This window comes from Thermosynechococcus sp. QKsg1 (assembly GCF_031586415.1).
Classification (GTDB): domain Bacteria; phylum Cyanobacteriota; class Cyanobacteriia; order Thermosynechococcales; family Thermosynechococcaceae; genus Thermosynechococcus.
Genome location: NZ_CP134200.1, coordinates 960049 through 977793 on the forward strand (window position 1 = coordinate 960049; position 17745 = coordinate 977793).

Consider the following 17745-nt stretch of genomic DNA (forward strand, 5'->3'; position numbering starts at 1 on the left):
CTCCCGTCAGTAACCGTATGCAGGCAATCTACGACTGTATTGTGGTGGGTGGGGGTGCTGCCGGCGGGTCAGCCGCCTATCATCTCGCTTGCCGCGGACGTCAGGTTTTGGTTCTAGAAAAATTGGCCTTGTCCCGCTCAAAGCCCTGCACTGGAGGGGTTTCACCCGCCATTGCCCAGTGGTTTGATTTTGATTTTCAGCCCGCCATTGCCGATACCACCCGCACTGTGCGCTACAGTTGGCAGCTCAGGGATGCCATTGAAGCCGAGTTAAGCATTCCCGAACCCATCTGGATTGTTGATCGCACGGTGTTTGATCAGTACCTGTTGCAGCAGGCACAACAACAGGGTGCGGTTGTTACAGATCAGACCGAGGTTACCGGAATTACGTTCCAAGAAGATCGCTGGCAGATCCACACGGCAACCACGACCTATGGTGGGCGGTATCTCATTGCTGCCGATGGTGCCAATAGTCAAATGGCTCAGTGGCTGGGGTTTAAGCCCAAAGTGGTGCGCACGGCGGCGGTGATGACCGTCCCCAACCCCACAGGCGATCGCGCGGCGCATTTTGAATTTGGCCTCGTGAAAAATGGCTACCTCTGGAGTTTTCCCAAGGGAGATCAGCGAACGGTGGGGGTTGCTGTTGTACGGGGGAGCGATCGCCCCAATTGGGAACCGATTTTGCAACAGTATTGCGCTGCCCATGGGCTGCAGTTGGCCGATTATGCCATTCAATACCATCCCCTGCGGGTATGGGAGGGTCAGCAACCACTCCATACCCACCATGCCCTCCTTGCGGGTGAAGCCGCTGGTCTTGTGGATCCCTTTTCCGCCGAAGGCATTCGTCCGGCTCTCTACAGTGGCATGCGGGCTGCTGAAGCCATTGATGCGGCTCTTGCTGGTGAAGCGGAGGCCTTGGCCACCTACAGCAAAACCTTGCAGGAGGAATGGGGAGCGGATTTAGTGTGGGCGCAACGCCTCGCAGCACTCTTCCATCGCATGCCGAAGGTCGGCTACCACCTTGCCATGAAACGCCCCTCCGCTACCCAGCGGCTCGGTCAAGTCCTCTGTGGTGAGTTGCGCTATCGCGATATTGCCGGCCGTGCCATCCAACGGCTCAGTAGTTCCCTGATTCCCGGACGTTAGATCTCCACTTCAATGGCGGTGGGCTGATTGGGGGCGATCGCCAGTCCCTTGCGTAGGCCAAGAATCCGAAAGACCTGAATTTTGCGCTCTTTGCCCTTGAGTTCCAAAGGTCCCCATGCCTCGACCTCGTAGCGATCGCCGAGATACTCTAGGGTTTCCTGTGCCACTAAAATCCGACAGGGGCTAGGCTGGCGGTGCTTGTCCACACTCTCAAGGCGCGAGGCGGTATTCACACTGTCGCCAATCACACCGTACTCGAGGCGATTTTTACTACCGAGACTGCCGACCACAATCGGACCTGTGTAGATCCCCGCCCGCATCATCACCTGCGGTAGCCCTTGAGCCGCCCATTCACGATTCAGTTCCTCTAGCAGTTGTCCCAAGGCCAAGGCACAATCCACAGCATTGCGGGCATCAATGGCAATTCCTTCGCGGCTGGTTCGTTTAATGGGCACGCCAAACACGGCCATAATGCCATCGCCGGTGAACTTATTAATCACGCCGTGGTAGCTTTGTACCACATCCGCCACTTTTTCTAGATAGGCATTGAGCCAGTTAAAGAGTTCCTCCGGTTCCATACCTTCAGAAATGGTGCTAAACCCCTTCAAATCAGTAAAAAGCAGTGTGGCAATCAGGCGTTGGCCGGGCAACTTACCATCCTTGAGGAGTTCATCGCGCCGTTCCCACATGGCGGCGGCAATTTCTGGGGAGATACTTTGACCCAAGAGGCGCATCACCATTTGCCGTTGCTGTTGGGCTTGCTGTGCGGTATAGCTGACTACCCCGCCACTGCCAAGGAGGAGGGTCAATGCTGGCGGTACAAGGGGCACCCAGCCCAACTTGAGAAATAGGCCGTAACAGGTGAGCAAAAGAAGTAGTAGAGCCGTTGCCACTGCCGTTGCTAAGGCTAGAGGATGGCGCACTCGCCAAGCAAGGATGGCACCAATCAATGCCCAAAGAACAATCCAAACATTCTCGACACTGTTGGGCCAAAACCAAATGACGGCGCGATCGCCCAAACCCGCATCAATGAATTGCCCCACCATTTGGGCGTGGATAAACACCCCTGCCATGCGCTGATTGTCCCGCAGGCCGGAACTAAAGGGGGTATAGAAAAAGTCTTTGCCACTTTCGGCAATGTTGCCAATGAGAACCACGCGATCGCGAATCAATGCAGGAGCAACCCGCCCATTAAGCACATCCTCCAAAGGTACCCACGTCACTGCCCGCTGATCACCGCGATAGTTGAGCATAACCTGATAGCCCGCTGTATCTGCCCCCACATAGCCACCATCATTGGGTTGCAGGGGTGTGAAAATGCTTTGTCCTAACTGCATTACATTGGGATCGGCATCACTGCTGCGAGGCTCAATTCCCTCATCCGCCAGATACCGCAGCGCTAGCCGCAATGAGAAGGAGTACAGTGTATTCCCCTGATCGTCCGGCAAAAAGAGTAAACTGCGACGGACAATGCCACCGGCATCAACCGTGACATCATTAAATCCCACCTGATCGGCACTGAGGGCAGCCGGCGGACGAATGGTTGGGTGAGTAGCATCCCCTAGTTTCGTGACCGCAAAGAGGCGATCAGAATTCAGCCAAAGGCGGTTTAGCGCTTCATGCCCCGGCGGTACGGGAAAATCGCGGTAAATATCCAAGCCAATGGCACGGGGTTCATGTTTGAGGAGTTGTTTTAGAGCTTGGGCGTAGATCTGATCCGGCAGCGATAGGGAGCGGTAACGTTGAATATCGGCTTCGGTAACTGCCACCACCAATAGTCGCGGATCGGGGCCGGGCATGGGGCGCAATTGCATCAGGCGGTCGTAGGCACCCAATTCCAGTGGTTGTAGCCAACCCATTTGACGAATCCCAATCACCACCGTGCTGGCGATGGCACTGGCCGCCAGAATCAGGCCGAGATCGGCAAAGGTGCGGCGAAAATGGGACAATAGGGGCAACATAGGTTCGCTAACAAGCGAGAGATTTCTTTTATCCTAATTCCTATGAAAAATTACTTGGTTGCCACCTTGGGCGATCGCCTCCAGGCCGAGGCCGTTTATACCCAGCTGGAAAAGGACGGCTTCCCGATGGAAAAAGTAGCTCTGCTGGGTCGAGGTTACAAACAGTGGTCAGAGTTGGGACTCACCGATCCCTTTCAAGTGGCACGGCAGCAAATGCAACGGATGTTGATCTGGCTTGTTCCTTTTGGCTTCTTTGCCGGTTTTACCTTTAACCAAGCGACTCAAATTGACATTTTGCCGATGCTGGATCGCCTCAACAATAGTCTTTTGGGGGGCATCTTTGGGGCGATCGCTGGCGCTCTCGGTAGTCTCACCGTAGGTGGTGGTCTCCAAGTGGTGATTACGGGTAAGTCGGGCATCCCCTTTGAAAAGCGATTGCAGCGGGGCAAATACCTGATCCTAATTCAAGGTAGCGACAGCGAGATTCGCCGCGCCGAACGTCTCCTCAAAGTGCAACCCCTAGAAAACCTGCAAAGCTACACCCTCGACGAGTAGGGAATTGTTTTCTCAAAACGGGAAGCTCAAGTCTCCCCCCTGATGTGGTATATTAAAAAATCGCGATGAAAGGGTCGGTGCCCGAGTGGTTAATGGGGGCGGACTGTAAATCCGTTGGCTACGCCTACGCTGGTTCGAATCCAGCCCGGCCCATACAGATAAAAAAGCCTGAAGCCAAAGAATATCAGGGGTTTCAGGTTTGCTATGTTTTTCGTAAGTGAACTATTTGTTGCTGTTGCTTGCTTAATAAAGGGGCAGAACTGGTCATATTTTGGTCCAAAGTTTTCAAAGGCGGGCGATGGTCGCTTAGGACGTTCAGGAAAGGAATTGATGCAAAGGGGCAATCATGAGTGAACCTGTAACGCGATCGGAATTGAGTCAAGTGTTGGATGCCATCCAAGGGATGCAGGCTAGTCTTCAGGCCATAGAGAAAAAGCTAGATATTCACATTGCCACCAGTGGCGAGAGGTTCCAACGACTTGAGAACAAAATTGATGCCGTCGAGGCGAAGCTAGAGCAGCGTATCAATGCTGTTGAGGCGAAGCTAGAGCAGCGTATCAATGCTGTTGAGGCCAAGCTGGAACAGCGCATCAGTGCCGTCGAGGCGCAATTGTCGCAGCGTATTAGTGCCGTAGAGACACAATTGGGGCAGCGCATTGACACAGTAGAGACCACATTGCAGCAAATTGTCAAACGGCAGGATGGAACCGATGCTCGTTTGTGGGGATTCTTGGTGACGCTGCTAGTGCTGGCTGCTGGCTTAATCACTAAGCTGCTGTTTTTTGACACGCCACGCCTTTGATGCAGTTTTGCGAATCCAGCCCAGCCCATCAAAGTAAATAGGCAATTCCCCAAGCGAGAGCGAGAATGCCTAGCCAAGGGTGCCACATCTGTCGTAGGGGCGATCGCGCAATCTTTTGACTGAGGAGCAAACTGGCAAGGGTACTGACGACAAGTGTGGTCGTTTGCAGGAACCCGATCACCGCTGGATGGGCTTGCCAACTGGGCAAACTCGTGCCATCGAGGCCAAAGGTTGCAAAGGTTACGGGCAACAACTGCCCTGCCTCCCCTAGACCAAGGGGCAAATAATAGGCCAAATTGGCACCCAGCACCAAAGGTAGATACCCATAGGCCAAGCGCACAAAGGGAACCAAGCCTTGTCGGTGTATCTGATGCCAACCCCATGCCAAGAGTCCCGGCAGAGCTAGCGCCACCACTGCAATCATCCCCTGTAACCAAAAATGAGCTTCCGTCAGTCCTAGCCGTTTCAAAAGCAGCGGTAAACGGTGCAATACCACCGCCCCCAAGAGCAAAAACAGCAGGCAAACTTCAGCCGCCGTGGCCTCATGACTAGTCCAGAGATCAATAGCCGGCGGACGCAGATTCACTTCCACCGAGCGATGCGGGCAAGCCTTGAGACAGGTCATACACAAAACGCAATTGCGGTTATCCGTCAATTGAGCGGGATGGGAATAGACGGGACAGCCCCCCGTTTCTTGACCTTCCCCAAGGGCGGGACCGCCTTTGTAGCATTGGTAGGTCTGGCAACTGGCAGCGCACACCCCCTGCTGTGCCCGCAATTCAAGAATGGAGAGTTTGCCAAAGAGGCCATTCATGCCACCAATGGGGCAGAGATAGCGACACCAAAAGCGACGTTCATAGAGCTGAGAAAAAATCACGGCTCCCGCTGTAATCAAGATCAGTAGCCAACTGGAGAGATAGGCCGTATTGGGTAAATCCCACAATTCTTCCCACAGGAGAATCACGGCAAAGAGGCCAAAGAGCACCCAGCCCCCCCAGCGTTCCGCCAGTTGACGCGGCCAAGGGCGCAGCTTGCGCGGCCAAATCTTGAGGGATAGCCTTTGCAGGACTTCGCCGTAGATCATAAAGGGGCAGACCGCACACCAAATGCGCCCCAAAAAGGGAAAGATCAGCAATGAGACCGGCCACCACCACGCCCAGAAGAGGTTCAGGGTAAAGTTGTGTGGGCGATCTTGGGGTCCCCAGAGGCCAATGGCGACAATCAGCGGAAAAAGCCAAAGGGTCAGGCCATAGTTGAGGCGATCGGGCCACCACGGACTGCGTAGAAAAGCACGCAATTGGGGATAGGCATTGAGTAGGTTCCAACGAAATCGCCGTTGGCGCGATCGCTCCGGCCAAAAGACTTCTTCAGTGAGTAACTCCGCCCCGTCTGCTTGCACAAGGGCACGCTCCACCAGACTCGCTAACTCCCGCAAATTGCCGGGAAAATCATAACTTTGCAGCCGGCGTAGGGCTTCGGGGGTAATCTGAGGCTTAGGAATGCCCCGTTGCCGGCAGTAGAGGGCAATATAGTAATTCACCAAGGCTTCAATATCTGCTTTTGTCACCCGCAGTGGGGGTACCTTAATTTGGTGGTGCACCAGATTTTGGCAATCGCAGCCTTTCTTTTCGGCAATCAAGATCAATCGCCCCGGAAAGCGGCGGGAGGATATGGGGGGGTCGGCGACGGGTTCATAGGTCTGTTCGGCCACAAGGCGGCGCAGTTGCGGATAGAGGTGGGCAGGCCATTCATGGACATTGTTGAGGATCAGGGTGCCCTCTGCGACCCAGTCAAGGAGACCCGGTTTCGTGGCTTTGCCAAAGAGTTCTGCCCCATTGGCGGATAGGGTGCCACAGTTAAAACGAATCAAAGGTTGACGGCGATCGCGCGAGCCATAATGAATTAGCGCAGCAATATTGTCCTTTTCCAGACCCGGTTCACCAAAAATCAATACCGGCTGGCGATCGCTCGCGGCCTCTTTAATCCCTTGGCGTAAGCGCACGGCATAGCGGCTACTCCCTACAATTCCCTGTTTTACGCGCGGCACAAGATAGGGGCGCAAGACTGCCTGCCGCTCCTGCTCGTGGGCAAGATCACTGAGGGTACTTTGCAGCTGCTGCGACACCTGTTGGCGGAGTTCGGGAAATTGATCAGCCAATGTGGCAAACACCTCGCGGGGCAATGTCCACAATTCACAGTCCGTGAGGGTAATCACTGTTTGCGGTGCCTGTTGCTCCAGTACTAATTCTGGCCAGTGTAAAACCGTTCCCGGTGGCAGGGTCGTTATAGTGGCGGGGCGATCGCGGGTGGTGTGGTAGGCTTCCAGTTCTCCCGATTTCAGGATCATCAGATGAGTAACGGCTGTGTCTTCAAGGACAAGGCGACGATTGGCTGCAATGGATTCTGTGCGCAGGGCGGCAGCGATCGCCTCTAATGCTGCCAAAGAAAGCGATCCTAGGGGAGTATAGGTTTGCAGCCAACTCAGGCGATCGGTCATCGAGGGCACCCCCCAACAAAATTAGTGATGAGGAAACACCTCACTACCTATGGCTCAGTTCCTTTACCAAACTACGCTAGGATTGTAAAGGTTTCTTACGCTCCTCAACGCTCTATTACAAAACCCGCAGGAAGTCGCTATGAGTCTGCCGATTCGTAATGTTGCCATTATCGCCCACGTTGACCACGGCAAAACCACTCTGGTGGATGCCCTACTGCGTCAGTCGGGTACCTTTCGTGAAGGGGAAGACATTCCTGAGTGCGTCATGGACTCCCATGATCTGGAGCGCGAGCGTGGCATTACGATTCTGGCCAAGAATACAGCGGTTCGCTACAAAGACTTGACGATTAACATTGTGGATACCCCCGGCCACGCCGATTTTGGCGGTGAAGTGGAGCGCGTCCTTGGCATGGTGGAGGGTTGTCTGCTGATTGTCGATGCCAACGAAGGGCCAATGCCCCAAACCCGCTTTGTCCTGAAAAAAGCCCTGGAAAAAGGTCTGCGCCCCATTGTGGTTGTGAATAAAATTGACCGGCCGCAGGCAGAACCCTACAAAGCCATTGATAAGGTGTTGGACTTATTTATTGAGCTGGGGGCGGATGATGATCAGTGCGAGTTTCCCTATCTCTTTGCTTCGGGCTTGGCGGGCTACGCAAAAACAGATCTAGACGAAGAGGGCAAGGATATGCAGCCCCTCTTTGAGGCCATTGTCCGCCATATTCCACCGCCCGTGGGCAATCCCGATGCGCCGCTGCAACTGCAGGTGACCACCTTGGATTACTCGGAGTACCTAGGGCGAATTGTCATTGGCAAAATTCACAACGGCACCGTGCAGCTGGGACAGCAGGCGGCCTTGGTCAAGGATAACGGCCAAATTGTCAAGGCAAAGATTACCAAACTCTTGGGCTTTGAGGGACTGAAGCGGATTGAATTGGACATGGCCAGTGCCGGCAATATTGTGGCGATCGCGGGCTTTAGTGATGCCAACATTGGCGAAACCATCACCGACCCCAACAACCCCCAAGCCCTACCCCTGATCAAGGTGGATGAACCGACCCTGCAAATGACCTTTGCGGTCAATGACTCCCCCTTTGCCGGTCAGGAGGGAACCTTTGTGACCTCGCGGCAATTGCGCGATCGCCTGTTTCGGGAACTGGAAACCAACGTGGCACTGCGGGTCGAAGAAACTGACTCCCCCGATCGCTTTGCCGTTTCTGGTCGGGGTGAATTGCACCTTGGCATTCTCATTGAAACGATGCGCCGCGAAGGCTATGAATTCCAAGTGTCCCAGCCACAGGTGATCTATCGTGAAGTCAATGGTCAGCCCTGCGAACCCTACGAATGCTTAGTGCTCGACGTTCCCGATGAAGCCGTTGGCGGCTGTATTGAGCGCCTCGGCCAGCGACGCGGTGAAATGCAGGATATGCAGGTGGGGGGCAATGGTCGGACGCAACTGGAGTTTGTGATTCCGGCGCGGGGTCTCATTGGTTTCCGGGGCGAATTTATGCGCCTAACGCGCGGCGAAGGGATTATGAACCACAGCTTTTTGGACTATCGTCCCTTGGCAGGCGAGATCAGCACCCGTCGCAATGGCGTCTTAATTGCCTTTGAGGAGGGCACGGCCACCTTCTATGCCCTGAAAAACGCCGAAGATCGTGGTGTCTTTTTCATTACCCCCGGCACCAAAGTCTATAAGGGTATGATTGTCGGTGAGCATAACCGTCCCCAAGACCTCGAAATCAACGTCTGCAAAGCCAAACAACTCACCAACTTCCGCTCCTCAACGGGGGATGAACTAGTGCAACTGCAAGCACCTGTGGAAATGAGCCTAGAGCGGGCACTGGAGTACATTGGCCCCGATGAACTGGTGGAGGTAACGCCCCAATCCATCCGACTGCGCAAAATGAGCAAGAAGCTGGCACGCCGCTAATGCTGACGAATGCCTTTTTTGCCCTCTCGCTGTTTCCCTATTTGGGGTTCTTGTACTTCATGACCCGCAACCCCAACACCCCCCGTTTAGCCCTCATTGGCTTCTATGGGACACTGGTGTTTGTTGCTGTCACCATTCCAGCGGGACTCTATGCCCAGCAGGTCTATGGCACAACCTTGGCCAATGTGGATGGGTTGCACGGGGGGGCAGAATTTTTTCTAACCTTGGCCAATATCCTGATTGCCTTGGGCTTTCGCCGCGCCCTCAGGGAATCCTCCTAACCGCCTATTGCCAGCGGCATAACCAAAGAAAGCGCAGCCAACTACGCAGGAGTGCCAAACCCGCTAGTGCTGCTACTGTAAAAAGAGCGATCGCCCCCCCCAAAGCTTTGGCTGACCACAACATCGCCCCCGCCAAAAGGGTAAAACCAGCCAATCCCAAATAGACTAAACAAATTAACAAACTCTCAATCCGCCGCAGTTGCCGCTCCATGGTGGGATTGCGCACCGACAGTTGCAGTTCGCCACAAGCCAAGCGATCCTCTAACTGTTGCAGCCGCACTTCAAGGCGACTGGGCTGCTGTAATCGCTGGTTGAGTAGGGTTTGGGTTTGGTGAATCAGTTCTCGCCAGCCCCCCCGCGAGCGACGCATTAATTCCTTGACAAAGGGTTGGGCAGCGGCAGTCAGGTTGTACTCAGGGTCTAAACTGCGGGCAATCCCATCGAGGGTTGTGAGGGACTTGAGAATATAGGTCATCTTTGCGGGTAGGCGAAAGGGTTGCTGCTCAAAAAGGGCATACACATCCTGTTGCAACTCCCGAAAGGCGGTTAAATCCACAGGCCGTTCGGTAAATCGATCTAAAATCAATTGCATAATCCGTTGTAGGGGGACTCTATCGGTAACAGGCATCAATAGCCCCAGTTCAATTAAGGCAGCAATCACGCGATCGCTATCCTTTTGCAGCACAGCAAAAAATGTTTGCACCATCTGCTGCTGATTCAGGGCTGGCACTTCTGTCATCATGCCGTAGTCATAGAAGATGAGATTGCCTTCCTTGGTCACGGCCAAGTTCCCCGGATGCGGATCAGCGTGGAAGAAGCCATCAATCAATAATTGCTTGAGATAGCAACAAATTCCCCGCTGGTTAATCATCTGGGGATTCAAGCCAAAGGCTTCGATGGCGGCGCGATTGTCAATGCGAATGCCGGGGAGATACTCCATCGTCAGGACATAGCGGCAAGTATGCGTCCAATAGACCTTGGGGACGCGAATATGGGGGTCTTGGGCAAAGTTGGCCCGAAAGCGATCGGCATTTTGCCCCTCTTGAACGTAATCAATTTCCCGCAGCAGAATACTAAAAAACTCTTCATAGATTTCGTGGAGGGCATAGGGACGCAGAAAGGGCAGCCAGCGATCGCCCCAGCGAATGAGTTCACCAATGGCCAGATAGTCCAGATACAATTTCGCCTCTAGATGGGGGCGTTGCACCTTGACAACAACCTGTTCACCACTGTGGAGTGTGGCGCGATGGACTTGACCGAGACTGGCGGCTGCAAGGGGTTTGGGATCAAAGGTGGCGTAGAGATCGGCAAGGGGTTGCCCCAAGTGCTGCTCAATCAGGGCGATCGCCTGTCGCGAGTCAAAGGCAGGCACCTGGTCCTGTAGCTTTCTTAGCGCTTCAATGTATGCCGGGGGCAAAAGATCAAAACGAGTGGAGAGAAACTGACCCATTTTAATAAAGGTCGGTCCCAAGACCAATAATTGCTGTACGAGCCAACGCGCACGTTGGGATTGGGCGCGATCGCTCCGCCGCCGCCAAGCATAATCCCACAGCAGTTGACTCCCAAAGCGCCCCAACACCCCCACAATTTGGCTGATACGGCGCAACAGTAGCCAGCGACTGGGACGATAGCTAGAGGCAGTAACCAGCATTCAGCAGCAATCACCAAAAGTGCCCAACCTCAACAATACTCCCTTTTTCACGGGCATTCAGACTTGCTCGCCCCGATTCTCTTCTGCCGTGTCTATGATGAGAACTAGAGTCCTGATCGGAATTTGCTATGGCGACCACACGTCAATTTAGTAGCTTCAGCGATCTCCTAGCCACCACAGATAGACCCCTCCTAGTTGACTTTTATGCCGACTGGTGTGGTCCTTGCCGCATGATGGCGCCGATTTTAGAGCAGGTCAAGAAACATTTGAAATCCAGCGTTGAGGTGGTCAAAATTGACTCCGAGCGCTATCCCCAACTGTCAAGTCAATACCACGTTCAAGCCCTGCCAACCTTGATTCTTTTCCACCGAGGCCGTGAGGTTCAGCGCTGGGAAGGGGTTCAACCGCCAGAAGTTCTGATTGATGCGATTCGCCGCCTCTAAAATTCTTCGAAAGAAGGGTGTTTGAGGAATTAATCAGGATTGGCCAATATCAGCTATTGGACATTGCTTGTACCACCGTTGGCGGGGGGCGTCATCGGCTACTTTACAAATGATTTAGCCATTACCATGCTCTTTCGCCCCTACAGACCCATTTATGTAGGTGGCAAGCCACTCCCCTTTACCCCCGGTCTGATTCCCCGCAATCAGGAGCGGCTGGCTCGTCGCATTGCTGATGCCATTCTGGGTTCTCTCCTGACGCCAGAGGAGCTGCAAAACTTAGCGCGGCGGCTGTTGCAAGTGGAGCGGGTGAAGGCGGTTATCCATTGGCTCCTACAGACAAGTCTGAGCCAAATTCAGGCTCAAAGTGAACAGCGATCGGCTCAAGTCCTAGGCAATATTTTGCGGGACTTTTTTAGCGGTGCCTTGCCCCGTTTAATCAAGGTGTGGTCACGGCGGGAAGACTTTCTAGCGCCACAACTGAGTCAACTCTTTGACCAAGTCTTGGTGGAACTGCAACTGAGCGATGAACAGGCAGAGAAATTGGCAGATTGGCTCCTGTCGGTGATCCTGCCCCCCGATCGCCTGCGACTGGCCATCATTGACTTCCTGACCGATCGCACGATTGATGTTCTTGATCAAGAACTGCGGCAGAACACCAGTGGCACCTACTGGCTGGTGGCCAATCTTGTGGGTGTGCGCAACCCACTGATTCGTCTGCGAGAGTATTGCCTGAACGAAAAGGAAGCTTGCAACCGCCGTTTGGGGGAGTTAATTACCGCATTGGCACTGCGACAGCGCTTGGTGGAGGCCCTGCAGCATCTGAGCCTGCAAAGTTTACCCTTGAGCACCGTGCGCGAGTTACGGCAACTGTTTCAGCAGACAGTGCGCGGCTATATCCAGGAGCAGGGCTTTAGTGTGATTGAAGCCCTCAGTTCAACGGTGGCGTGGGAAACTCTTTCCCTGAGTATTCTGCGGCGACTGCGGGATTCCACCAGTCTGGGTGCCTCTTTGGAAGTGGTCAGCGATGAATTGGCTCTAGTGCTCGATCGCTATCTGGAACGGGATATGGAGGTGATGATTGAGCGGGCGATTCCGATTTTGGATTTGGATCGGGTAATTGTGGATCGGGTCAAGGCCACCTCGCCAGAAAATCTGGAACTAGCCATTCAGGGCATTGTTCGCAGTGAGTTGCAAGCCATTGTCCGCTTGGGGGGAATCCTTGGCTTTTTGATTGGGGTGGTGCAGGCCGGCTTTTTGTACTGGCAAAGTCTGCAAGCCCCCTAAACAGGAACTTTGATCTCAGATTCACCCGCTAACTGGCGCAGGTTTTGGCAGCGAATGAGTTCTGTTACATTGAGAACAGGACGCCGCTCTAGCTCTGCCACCTGAGAAATCCCCGCAAGGAGAGCCTTGGCAGCCTCCTGCTCACTGTAGCCACGCCGTTGAGCCAGTTTCAGTGCTTCGCGATCGGCCGCCACTTCCACGGGAATTCCCCGCGTATTTTGCCACACTTGCAGGCCAGCAAAGGTGGTTAGCGCCCCTGCCACCAAAATACCGACGGCGTCTGCTTGCATCAATTCCAAGGCTGTGCCCACCAACCCTGCCGCCGTTAGCCCCTGGCAGAGACCGGGCTTCAGCAGGCCAGTGGTGTCAAACCAAGCCACGGCTCGCAGCAGTAAAAGGTCACGTTCAGGGGTATCCAGATGTTGCCACAAGCGAAAGTTAATTTCAATTCGGCGATCGCCCCAAGGGAGAGCGGGCTGATAGCGCAGGACTTGACTTTGTTGGGGTCGAGAAACCAACTTACAATACATCCGTGCCGACGCTGGCATTAGATCAAGCAAGCGCGGAATCTCAGCCTCTGGGGTCATAGGGAAAGTCATACACTCATTGCTCTGCCTTTAGTCTGCCATTACCATCCCTTTTCTGCAATCTTTTGGATTCCTTAGAATAAAGGGGCATGTGTTTTTTGTGCCCAAATCAAAATGGTGATGACATCGGCCTTTGCCCCCTCAGAACAATCGCTGGTTGCTTCTGGCCAAGAATTGCCCGCCGTGGATGTGGCGATTGTCGGTGCGGGGATTGTGGGTCTGAGTTTGGCCTGTGCCCTACGCCATAGTGGCCTAGCGATCGCCCTCATTGAGGCAACCCCCTACGCGCGGGAAAACACCAAAGGCCAAGCCTATGCTCTGCACCAAGTGTCCCGCTACTTCTTTGAGGGGATAGGGGTGTGGGATCAGCTGATGCCCCATGTGCAGCCCTTTGAGGTGGTGCAACTCTCCGATGGCCATTGCCCCATAAGGGTTTACTTTGATTCTGGGGATTTGGACACCGCAGCCGTTGGCTATGTTGCTGAACATACAGTGCTCGCCGAGACCCTACAGAGGATTTTAGCATCGGCAAATAATGTCACATTTTACTGTCCGTGGCGGGTGGTTACCAATGAAGTGAAGGGCGATCGCGCCCACCTCACCCTCATCTCTGACCACTCCTCAGAACCCCAAGTGGCGCATTTGGCGGCGCGTTTAGTGGTGGCAGCAGATGGTGGCAAGTCTCCTTTGCGGCAGCAGATGGGCATTGAACCCAAGGGATGGCAGTATGGTCACTCCTGTGTGGTTGCTACCCTCGATGTTGCCCATCCCCAACCCGTGATCGCCTATGAACGTTTTTGGCCAACAGGCCCCATGGGAGTGCTGCCCCTGCCGGGGAATCGCTATCGAGTGGTTTGGACACTGCCCCACCTAGAGGCACAAGCCGTTGCTGCCCTCGACGATCGCGCCTTTCTAGCGAAACTTCAGCCCTATCTTGACCCGCAGATGGCGGAGATTACCGCTGTGAGCGATCGCTTTGTCTTTCCAACCCAATTAATGCAAGTGAATTCCTATGTGGCCGATCGCTTTGTGGTTATTGGCGATGCCGCCCATCGCTGTCATCCAGTGGGAGGGCAAGGGCTAAATTTAGGCCTGCGGGATGTGTGGGCACTAGCACAACAAATTCTTGCTACACCTTGTGAGAGACTGGGCGATCGCCCGTCCTTGATCCAATTTCACCGTCAACGCTGGTGGCAAAATGCCCTAACCCTTGGATTTACCGACCTACTCAATCGGCTTTTTTCCAATGCGTGGTGGCCTTTGGTGGGGGTGCGCCGCTGGGGCTTGTGGCTGTTGCGAACTGTTGCCCCCTTCAAACGTCTGGTGCTGCGGTTTATGGCTGGTCTCCTGCTACCCCTACCGAGCGATCGTCAATTCCCCAGAAGGCGTTAAAACTTTCTACGCAATTATCGCTAGCGCCGTCATTCTGTAGGATTAATTTGACAGAGAAACGAACCACTTGGGAGAAATCGATGGCTGCTACGGATGATCTAGAGAAAATTCGCCGCCAGTTTGACTATGGCCCCTATCCCCGTGTTGCCATTGACAAAACTCCCAAAGATGACCCGAACGTTCTCTTTGTCCACGATTTAGTGACCCCCTTTTATGTGCGGGATCATCGGGTGCCAGAGACCAAGGGCAAGCGGATTCTCGATGCCGGTTGTGGCACTGGCTATAAGTCCTTAGTGCTGGCGATCGCCAACCCCGGCGCGGAAATTGTCGGTATTGATCTATCCCCTGAGTCTGTGAAGTTAGCGGCAGAGCGGCTTAAGTTTCATCAGTTTGACAACGTTTACTTTGAGGCGCGCTCCATTTTGGATTTGCCCAGTTGGGGCGAGCAGTTTGACTACATCAATTGCGATGAGGTGTTGTATCTGCTGCCTGACCCCGTCGCAGGCCTCAATGCCCTCAAAAGTGTCCTTAAGCCCGATGGTATCTTGCGCGCCAATCTCCACAGTGCGCTGCAACGCTTCCCCTACTTTCGTGCCCAAAACCTCTTTAAGCTGATGGGCTTGATGGACGACAATCCCGAAGAAATGGAAATGGACATTGTCCGCGAGATCATGAAAGAACTCAAGGATGGTGTCGATCTGAAGGTTCGCGCTTGGAACCCGCACTATGAGAAGGAGGAGAGTAATGAGACCCTCTTGGCGAATCATTTACTGGTGGGCGATAAGGGCAGCACGATTCCCCAACTCTTTCAATACCTAGAAGCAGCAGGTCTGGAATTCATTTCCATGGTTAACTGGCGCCACTGGAATCTGGTGGATCTCTTCAAAGACCCAGAGAACCTGCCCACCTTTTTAGCGCTGAGCTTGCCCGATGTGCCCCAGGCAGTGCAGTTGGAGATCTATGAGCTACTGCATCCCGTGCATCGCCTCTTGGATTTTTGGTGTAGTCCGCAACCCCGTGCCGCGGTACCCGACTTAGGGGAATGGTCTGAGGAGCAGTGGGATCAAAGTACGATTTATCTGCATCCGCAACTGCGCACTGAGGCAATCAAGGAAAAATGGCTGGGGTATCTCAATGACCGCATGATTGTAGACTTGGGCACATTTATGTCCTTTTCTAGTCCCACGTCGGTCTATGTGGATCCGCTGGGATTGGCAACACTACTGCCCTTGTTTGATCAGCCCTTGGCCTTTCCAGAGCTGTGCGATCGCTATCAACGCTTGGCTCCCCTCGACCCCCTCACCCTAGAGCCCATTGAACCAAGGGTGGCACGGCAACAACTGCAAGCCCTTTTGACCCGCTTGGAATTGAGTTTATTTGTTCTGGTTAGTTTACCCTAAACCCATCCAGCCAAGAACTTGGGCAAGCGCCAGTCCCAAATAGTTGGCGATCGCATAGCCAAGCAGTCCCAAGGTAATCCCGACCCCCATTAACTGGGGTTGATGCCGACCCGTGGCTTGGGCAACGGCTGTGGTTGGTCCGCCAACAGCTGCCTGGGAGGCAAGGGCAAGCAGTTCCACATCCAACTTCAGGAGTGCCCCAAGGCCGAAGGTGACAAGACCATGGGTAAACACAATCATGGTGGTAAAGAGAATCATTTCCAGTCCCACCGGAATGAGCGAGGGCACATGGGTACCGGCACCAATCACCGTAAAAAAAAGATTCAGGCCAAACATTCCCAAAGCGCCCGTGCCCCGCAGGTAGCGCATCCATTTGAATTGCGCCAGCGCCAAGCTGAGGGTGGTGAGCCAGACAACAGTGGGAATTAGCGGCCAAAACTGATGCAGCGCCGTTGACAGGACCAAGATAGCCACAGCCAAGCTGAGGAGAATGGCTAGATCTAGGGGGGCGATCGCTGAGGTGGTGGGCAGGGGAGTCACCGTAGCCGCTTCCCCCTGATCCCGTGGTGGATAAAAATGTGCCAACAGCGAAGGCAGACTCAGCGTGGTGGCCAGCCAAATGGCCGTGAGCAGGTTATCCGCCGTCGTTGCCGCACTAAAGAGCAAATCCGAAAGGTTGAGGGCACGCCCAACCCCCACAAAGTTAATGCTGCCGCCAATATAACTGGCCGCCAAACTGCCCGCCAAGCGGGGGGTATCCCCGAGAAACCGACTGTGGAACAGCACACTGGCAAGGAGCGCACCCACCAAGGTTCCAAAACTAGCAAGGCCAAAGGCTAACAGGGCCGATCGCCCCAAGCGCCGCACATCCTGTAAATTCACCAGCAGTAGTAGCCAGACGATCGCCAACGAGGTGATGGTGCCGTAGATCGTGTCATAGACCGGCGATTGTTGGGGAATAAGACCCAAATTTGCACAGATGGCCGCCAAGATCAAAATGATCAGCGAAGACCCCAAGCGTGCCGCCCAGCGAAAGCGATGCTCTAGCCATAGCCCCAGAGCCGTCAGGGTTAATAGGATGCCCCAAAGGATCAAGTCATCCATGGGGGGGCAACTCCGCTAGCCGCTGTCCCAACCGTGTCGGCTGCTCATAGACCCGCCGCAGGGTATTCACATCCCGCTGTGAAATGGGGGGCGGATCCGCCACTTGGGCAAAATAGAGGGCATCAGTGGGTAGGGGACTATGTCCCCAAATGCCGAGGGCATGACCCAGTTCATGGCGCAGCGCTGCAAGGACAAACTTGGCAGCTTGAGTCGGACGCACCACGACACGGCAGCGATGGCGCAGCACCCCTTGGCTATCCACAAAGAGTTCGTAGCTGGTTTCAGCAAAGCGGGCGCGGCGGTTATTTTGATCCGTGGGTCGCTGCGAGAGCAAGCGAATATTGGCCGCTAGGCTGGCATCCACAATTTTTAGGGGCAAATAGGCGGACCACTCCTTTACGGCCTGTTCTGCCGCTGCTTGCCACACATGGTTCGGATCCCACGGCGGCGGTTCAATGGCAACGGTGACCGGGAACTCTGTCCACAGTAGATAGCCTACTTCCACCGCTTGGACTTCATCAAAATAGTCCTCACCTTTCCTAGGAATCTCAGCTAGGGAGGGGGGCAACGGATAATGCACTGCCGCTGGCAGTTGGATATTCTGGCGCGTCAGGTTTGCGGTGCCTGCCAAAGACTCCCAATTCCCTTGGGTACCGCCCAGCATCAATCCTAGGGCAACCATGCACACCAAGAACCACCAGCGACGCTTCATC

15 protein-coding genes and 1 tRNA gene are annotated in these 17745 nt (G+C 54.4%); 10 read left to right on the forward strand and 6 right to left on the reverse strand.

The genetic code is table 11. The features are described 5' to 3' along the window. The first annotated feature begins 17 nt into the window (after positions 1-17). A complete protein-coding gene (locus RHP47_RS04840; protein ID WP_315863456.1) occupies positions 18-1145 on the forward strand; it encodes a geranylgeranyl reductase family protein in 1128 nt (375 codons plus the stop codon). Here RHP47_RS04840 and RHP47_RS04845 read toward each other — a convergent pair. Next, the gene (locus tag RHP47_RS04845; protein ID WP_302679933.1) at positions 1142-3106 is read right to left on the reverse strand and encodes an adenylate/guanylate cyclase domain-containing protein; all 1965 of its coding nucleotides are present in this window, start codon (positions 3104-3106) and stop codon (positions 1142-1144) included. The two genes, RHP47_RS04840 and RHP47_RS04845, sit on opposite strands and share 4 nt — an antisense overlap. Before the next feature lie 42 nt (positions 3107-3148). On the opposite strand from RHP47_RS04845, the gene RHP47_RS04850 reads away from it, so the two are divergent. The 3 genes from RHP47_RS04850 (at position 3149) to RHP47_RS04860 (ending at position 4463) form a co-directional block, all read left to right on the forward strand. Then, a complete protein-coding gene (locus tag RHP47_RS04850) occupies positions 3149-3661 on the forward strand; it encodes a hypothetical protein (protein WP_149818693.1) in 513 nt (170 codons plus the stop codon). A gap of 71 nt (positions 3662-3732) precedes the next feature. After that, positions 3733-3814 (forward strand) — tRNA-Tyr (locus tag RHP47_RS04855). Between the two features lie 193 nt (positions 3815-4007). Further along, positions 4008-4463 carry a hypothetical protein gene (locus tag RHP47_RS04860; protein ID WP_190278231.1) on the forward strand — a complete coding sequence of 152 codons (456 nt, stop codon included), beginning with the start codon at positions 4008-4010 and terminating at the stop codon, positions 4461-4463. Between the two features lie 28 nt (positions 4464-4491). Here RHP47_RS04860 and RHP47_RS04865 read toward each other — a convergent pair whose 3' ends face one another. Continuing rightward, positions 4492-6960 (reverse strand): sigma 54-interacting transcriptional regulator, encoded by a 2469-nt coding sequence (locus RHP47_RS04865; RefSeq protein ID WP_149818695.1) that lies wholly within the window; start codon positions 6958-6960, stop codon positions 4492-4494. A gap of 139 nt (positions 6961-7099) precedes the next feature. Here RHP47_RS04865 and typA point away from each other — a divergent pair, with 139 nt between their 5' ends. Together typA and RHP47_RS04875 are read left to right on the forward strand one after the other, a co-directional pair. Next, on the forward strand, positions 7100-8890 hold the full coding sequence (gene typA, locus RHP47_RS04870) for a translational GTPase TypA (RefSeq protein ID WP_310841196.1): 1791 nt from the start codon (positions 7100-7102) through the stop codon (positions 8888-8890). Further along, entirely contained in the window at positions 8890-9171 is a 282-nt protein-coding gene (locus RHP47_RS04875) for a DUF3593 domain-containing protein (RefSeq protein ID WP_149818699.1), read from the forward strand. The genes typA and RHP47_RS04875 overlap by 1 nt, the downstream gene beginning before the upstream one ends. A 4-nt stretch (positions 9172-9175) precedes the next feature. On the opposite strand, the gene RHP47_RS04880 is transcribed toward RHP47_RS04875, so the two are convergent. Continuing rightward, on the reverse strand, positions 9176-10822 hold the full coding sequence (locus tag RHP47_RS04880) for an AarF/ABC1/UbiB kinase family protein (protein ID WP_310841198.1): 1647 nt from the start codon (positions 10820-10822) through the stop codon (positions 9176-9178). Positions 10823-10950: 128 nt separating this feature from the next. Here RHP47_RS04880 and trxA point away from each other — a divergent pair, with 128 nt between their 5' ends. Together trxA and RHP47_RS04890 are read left to right on the forward strand one after the other, a co-directional pair. Further along, positions 10951-11265: a thioredoxin gene (trxA, locus tag RHP47_RS04885; protein WP_310841200.1), complete on the forward strand. Its 315-nt coding sequence runs from the start codon at positions 10951-10953 to the stop codon at positions 11263-11265. Positions 11266-11304: 39 nt separating this feature from the next. Further along, complete coding sequence (locus RHP47_RS04890) at positions 11305-12549, forward strand: DUF445 family protein (protein ID WP_310841202.1); 1245 nt, start codon at positions 11305-11307, stop codon at positions 12547-12549. Here RHP47_RS04890 and RHP47_RS04895 read toward each other — a convergent pair. Further along, complete coding sequence (locus RHP47_RS04895; protein WP_310841204.1) at positions 12546-13148, reverse strand: DUF3318 domain-containing protein; 603 nt, start codon at positions 13146-13148, stop codon at positions 12546-12548. The two genes, RHP47_RS04890 and RHP47_RS04895, sit on opposite strands and share 4 nt — an antisense overlap. A 108-nt stretch (positions 13149-13256) precedes the next feature. Between RHP47_RS04895 and RHP47_RS04900 the strand changes: the two genes are divergently transcribed. Beyond that, positions 13257-14528 (forward strand): FAD-dependent hydroxylase, encoded by a 1272-nt coding sequence (locus RHP47_RS04900; RefSeq protein ID WP_310841206.1) that lies wholly within the window; start codon positions 13257-13259, stop codon positions 14526-14528. Between the two features lie 80 nt (positions 14529-14608). After that, positions 14609-15928, forward strand: a complete 1320-nt coding sequence (locus tag RHP47_RS04905; RefSeq protein ID WP_310841208.1) for a class I SAM-dependent methyltransferase — start codon at positions 14609-14611, stop codon at positions 15926-15928. Here RHP47_RS04905 and RHP47_RS04910 read toward each other — a convergent pair. Both RHP47_RS04910 and RHP47_RS04915 read right to left on the reverse strand, forming a co-directional pair. Beyond that, the gene (locus tag RHP47_RS04910) at positions 15920-17032 is read right to left on the reverse strand and encodes a DUF819 family protein (protein ID WP_310841210.1); all 1113 of its coding nucleotides are present in this window, start codon (positions 17030-17032) and stop codon (positions 15920-15922) included. The genes RHP47_RS04905 and RHP47_RS04910 overlap by 9 nt on opposite strands. Next, positions 17025-17744, reverse strand: a complete 720-nt coding sequence (locus RHP47_RS04915) for a peptidase (protein WP_149818713.1) — start codon at positions 17742-17744, stop codon at positions 17025-17027. The genes RHP47_RS04910 and RHP47_RS04915 overlap by 8 nt, the downstream gene beginning before the upstream one ends. Between the last annotated feature and the right edge of the window lies 1 nt (position 17745).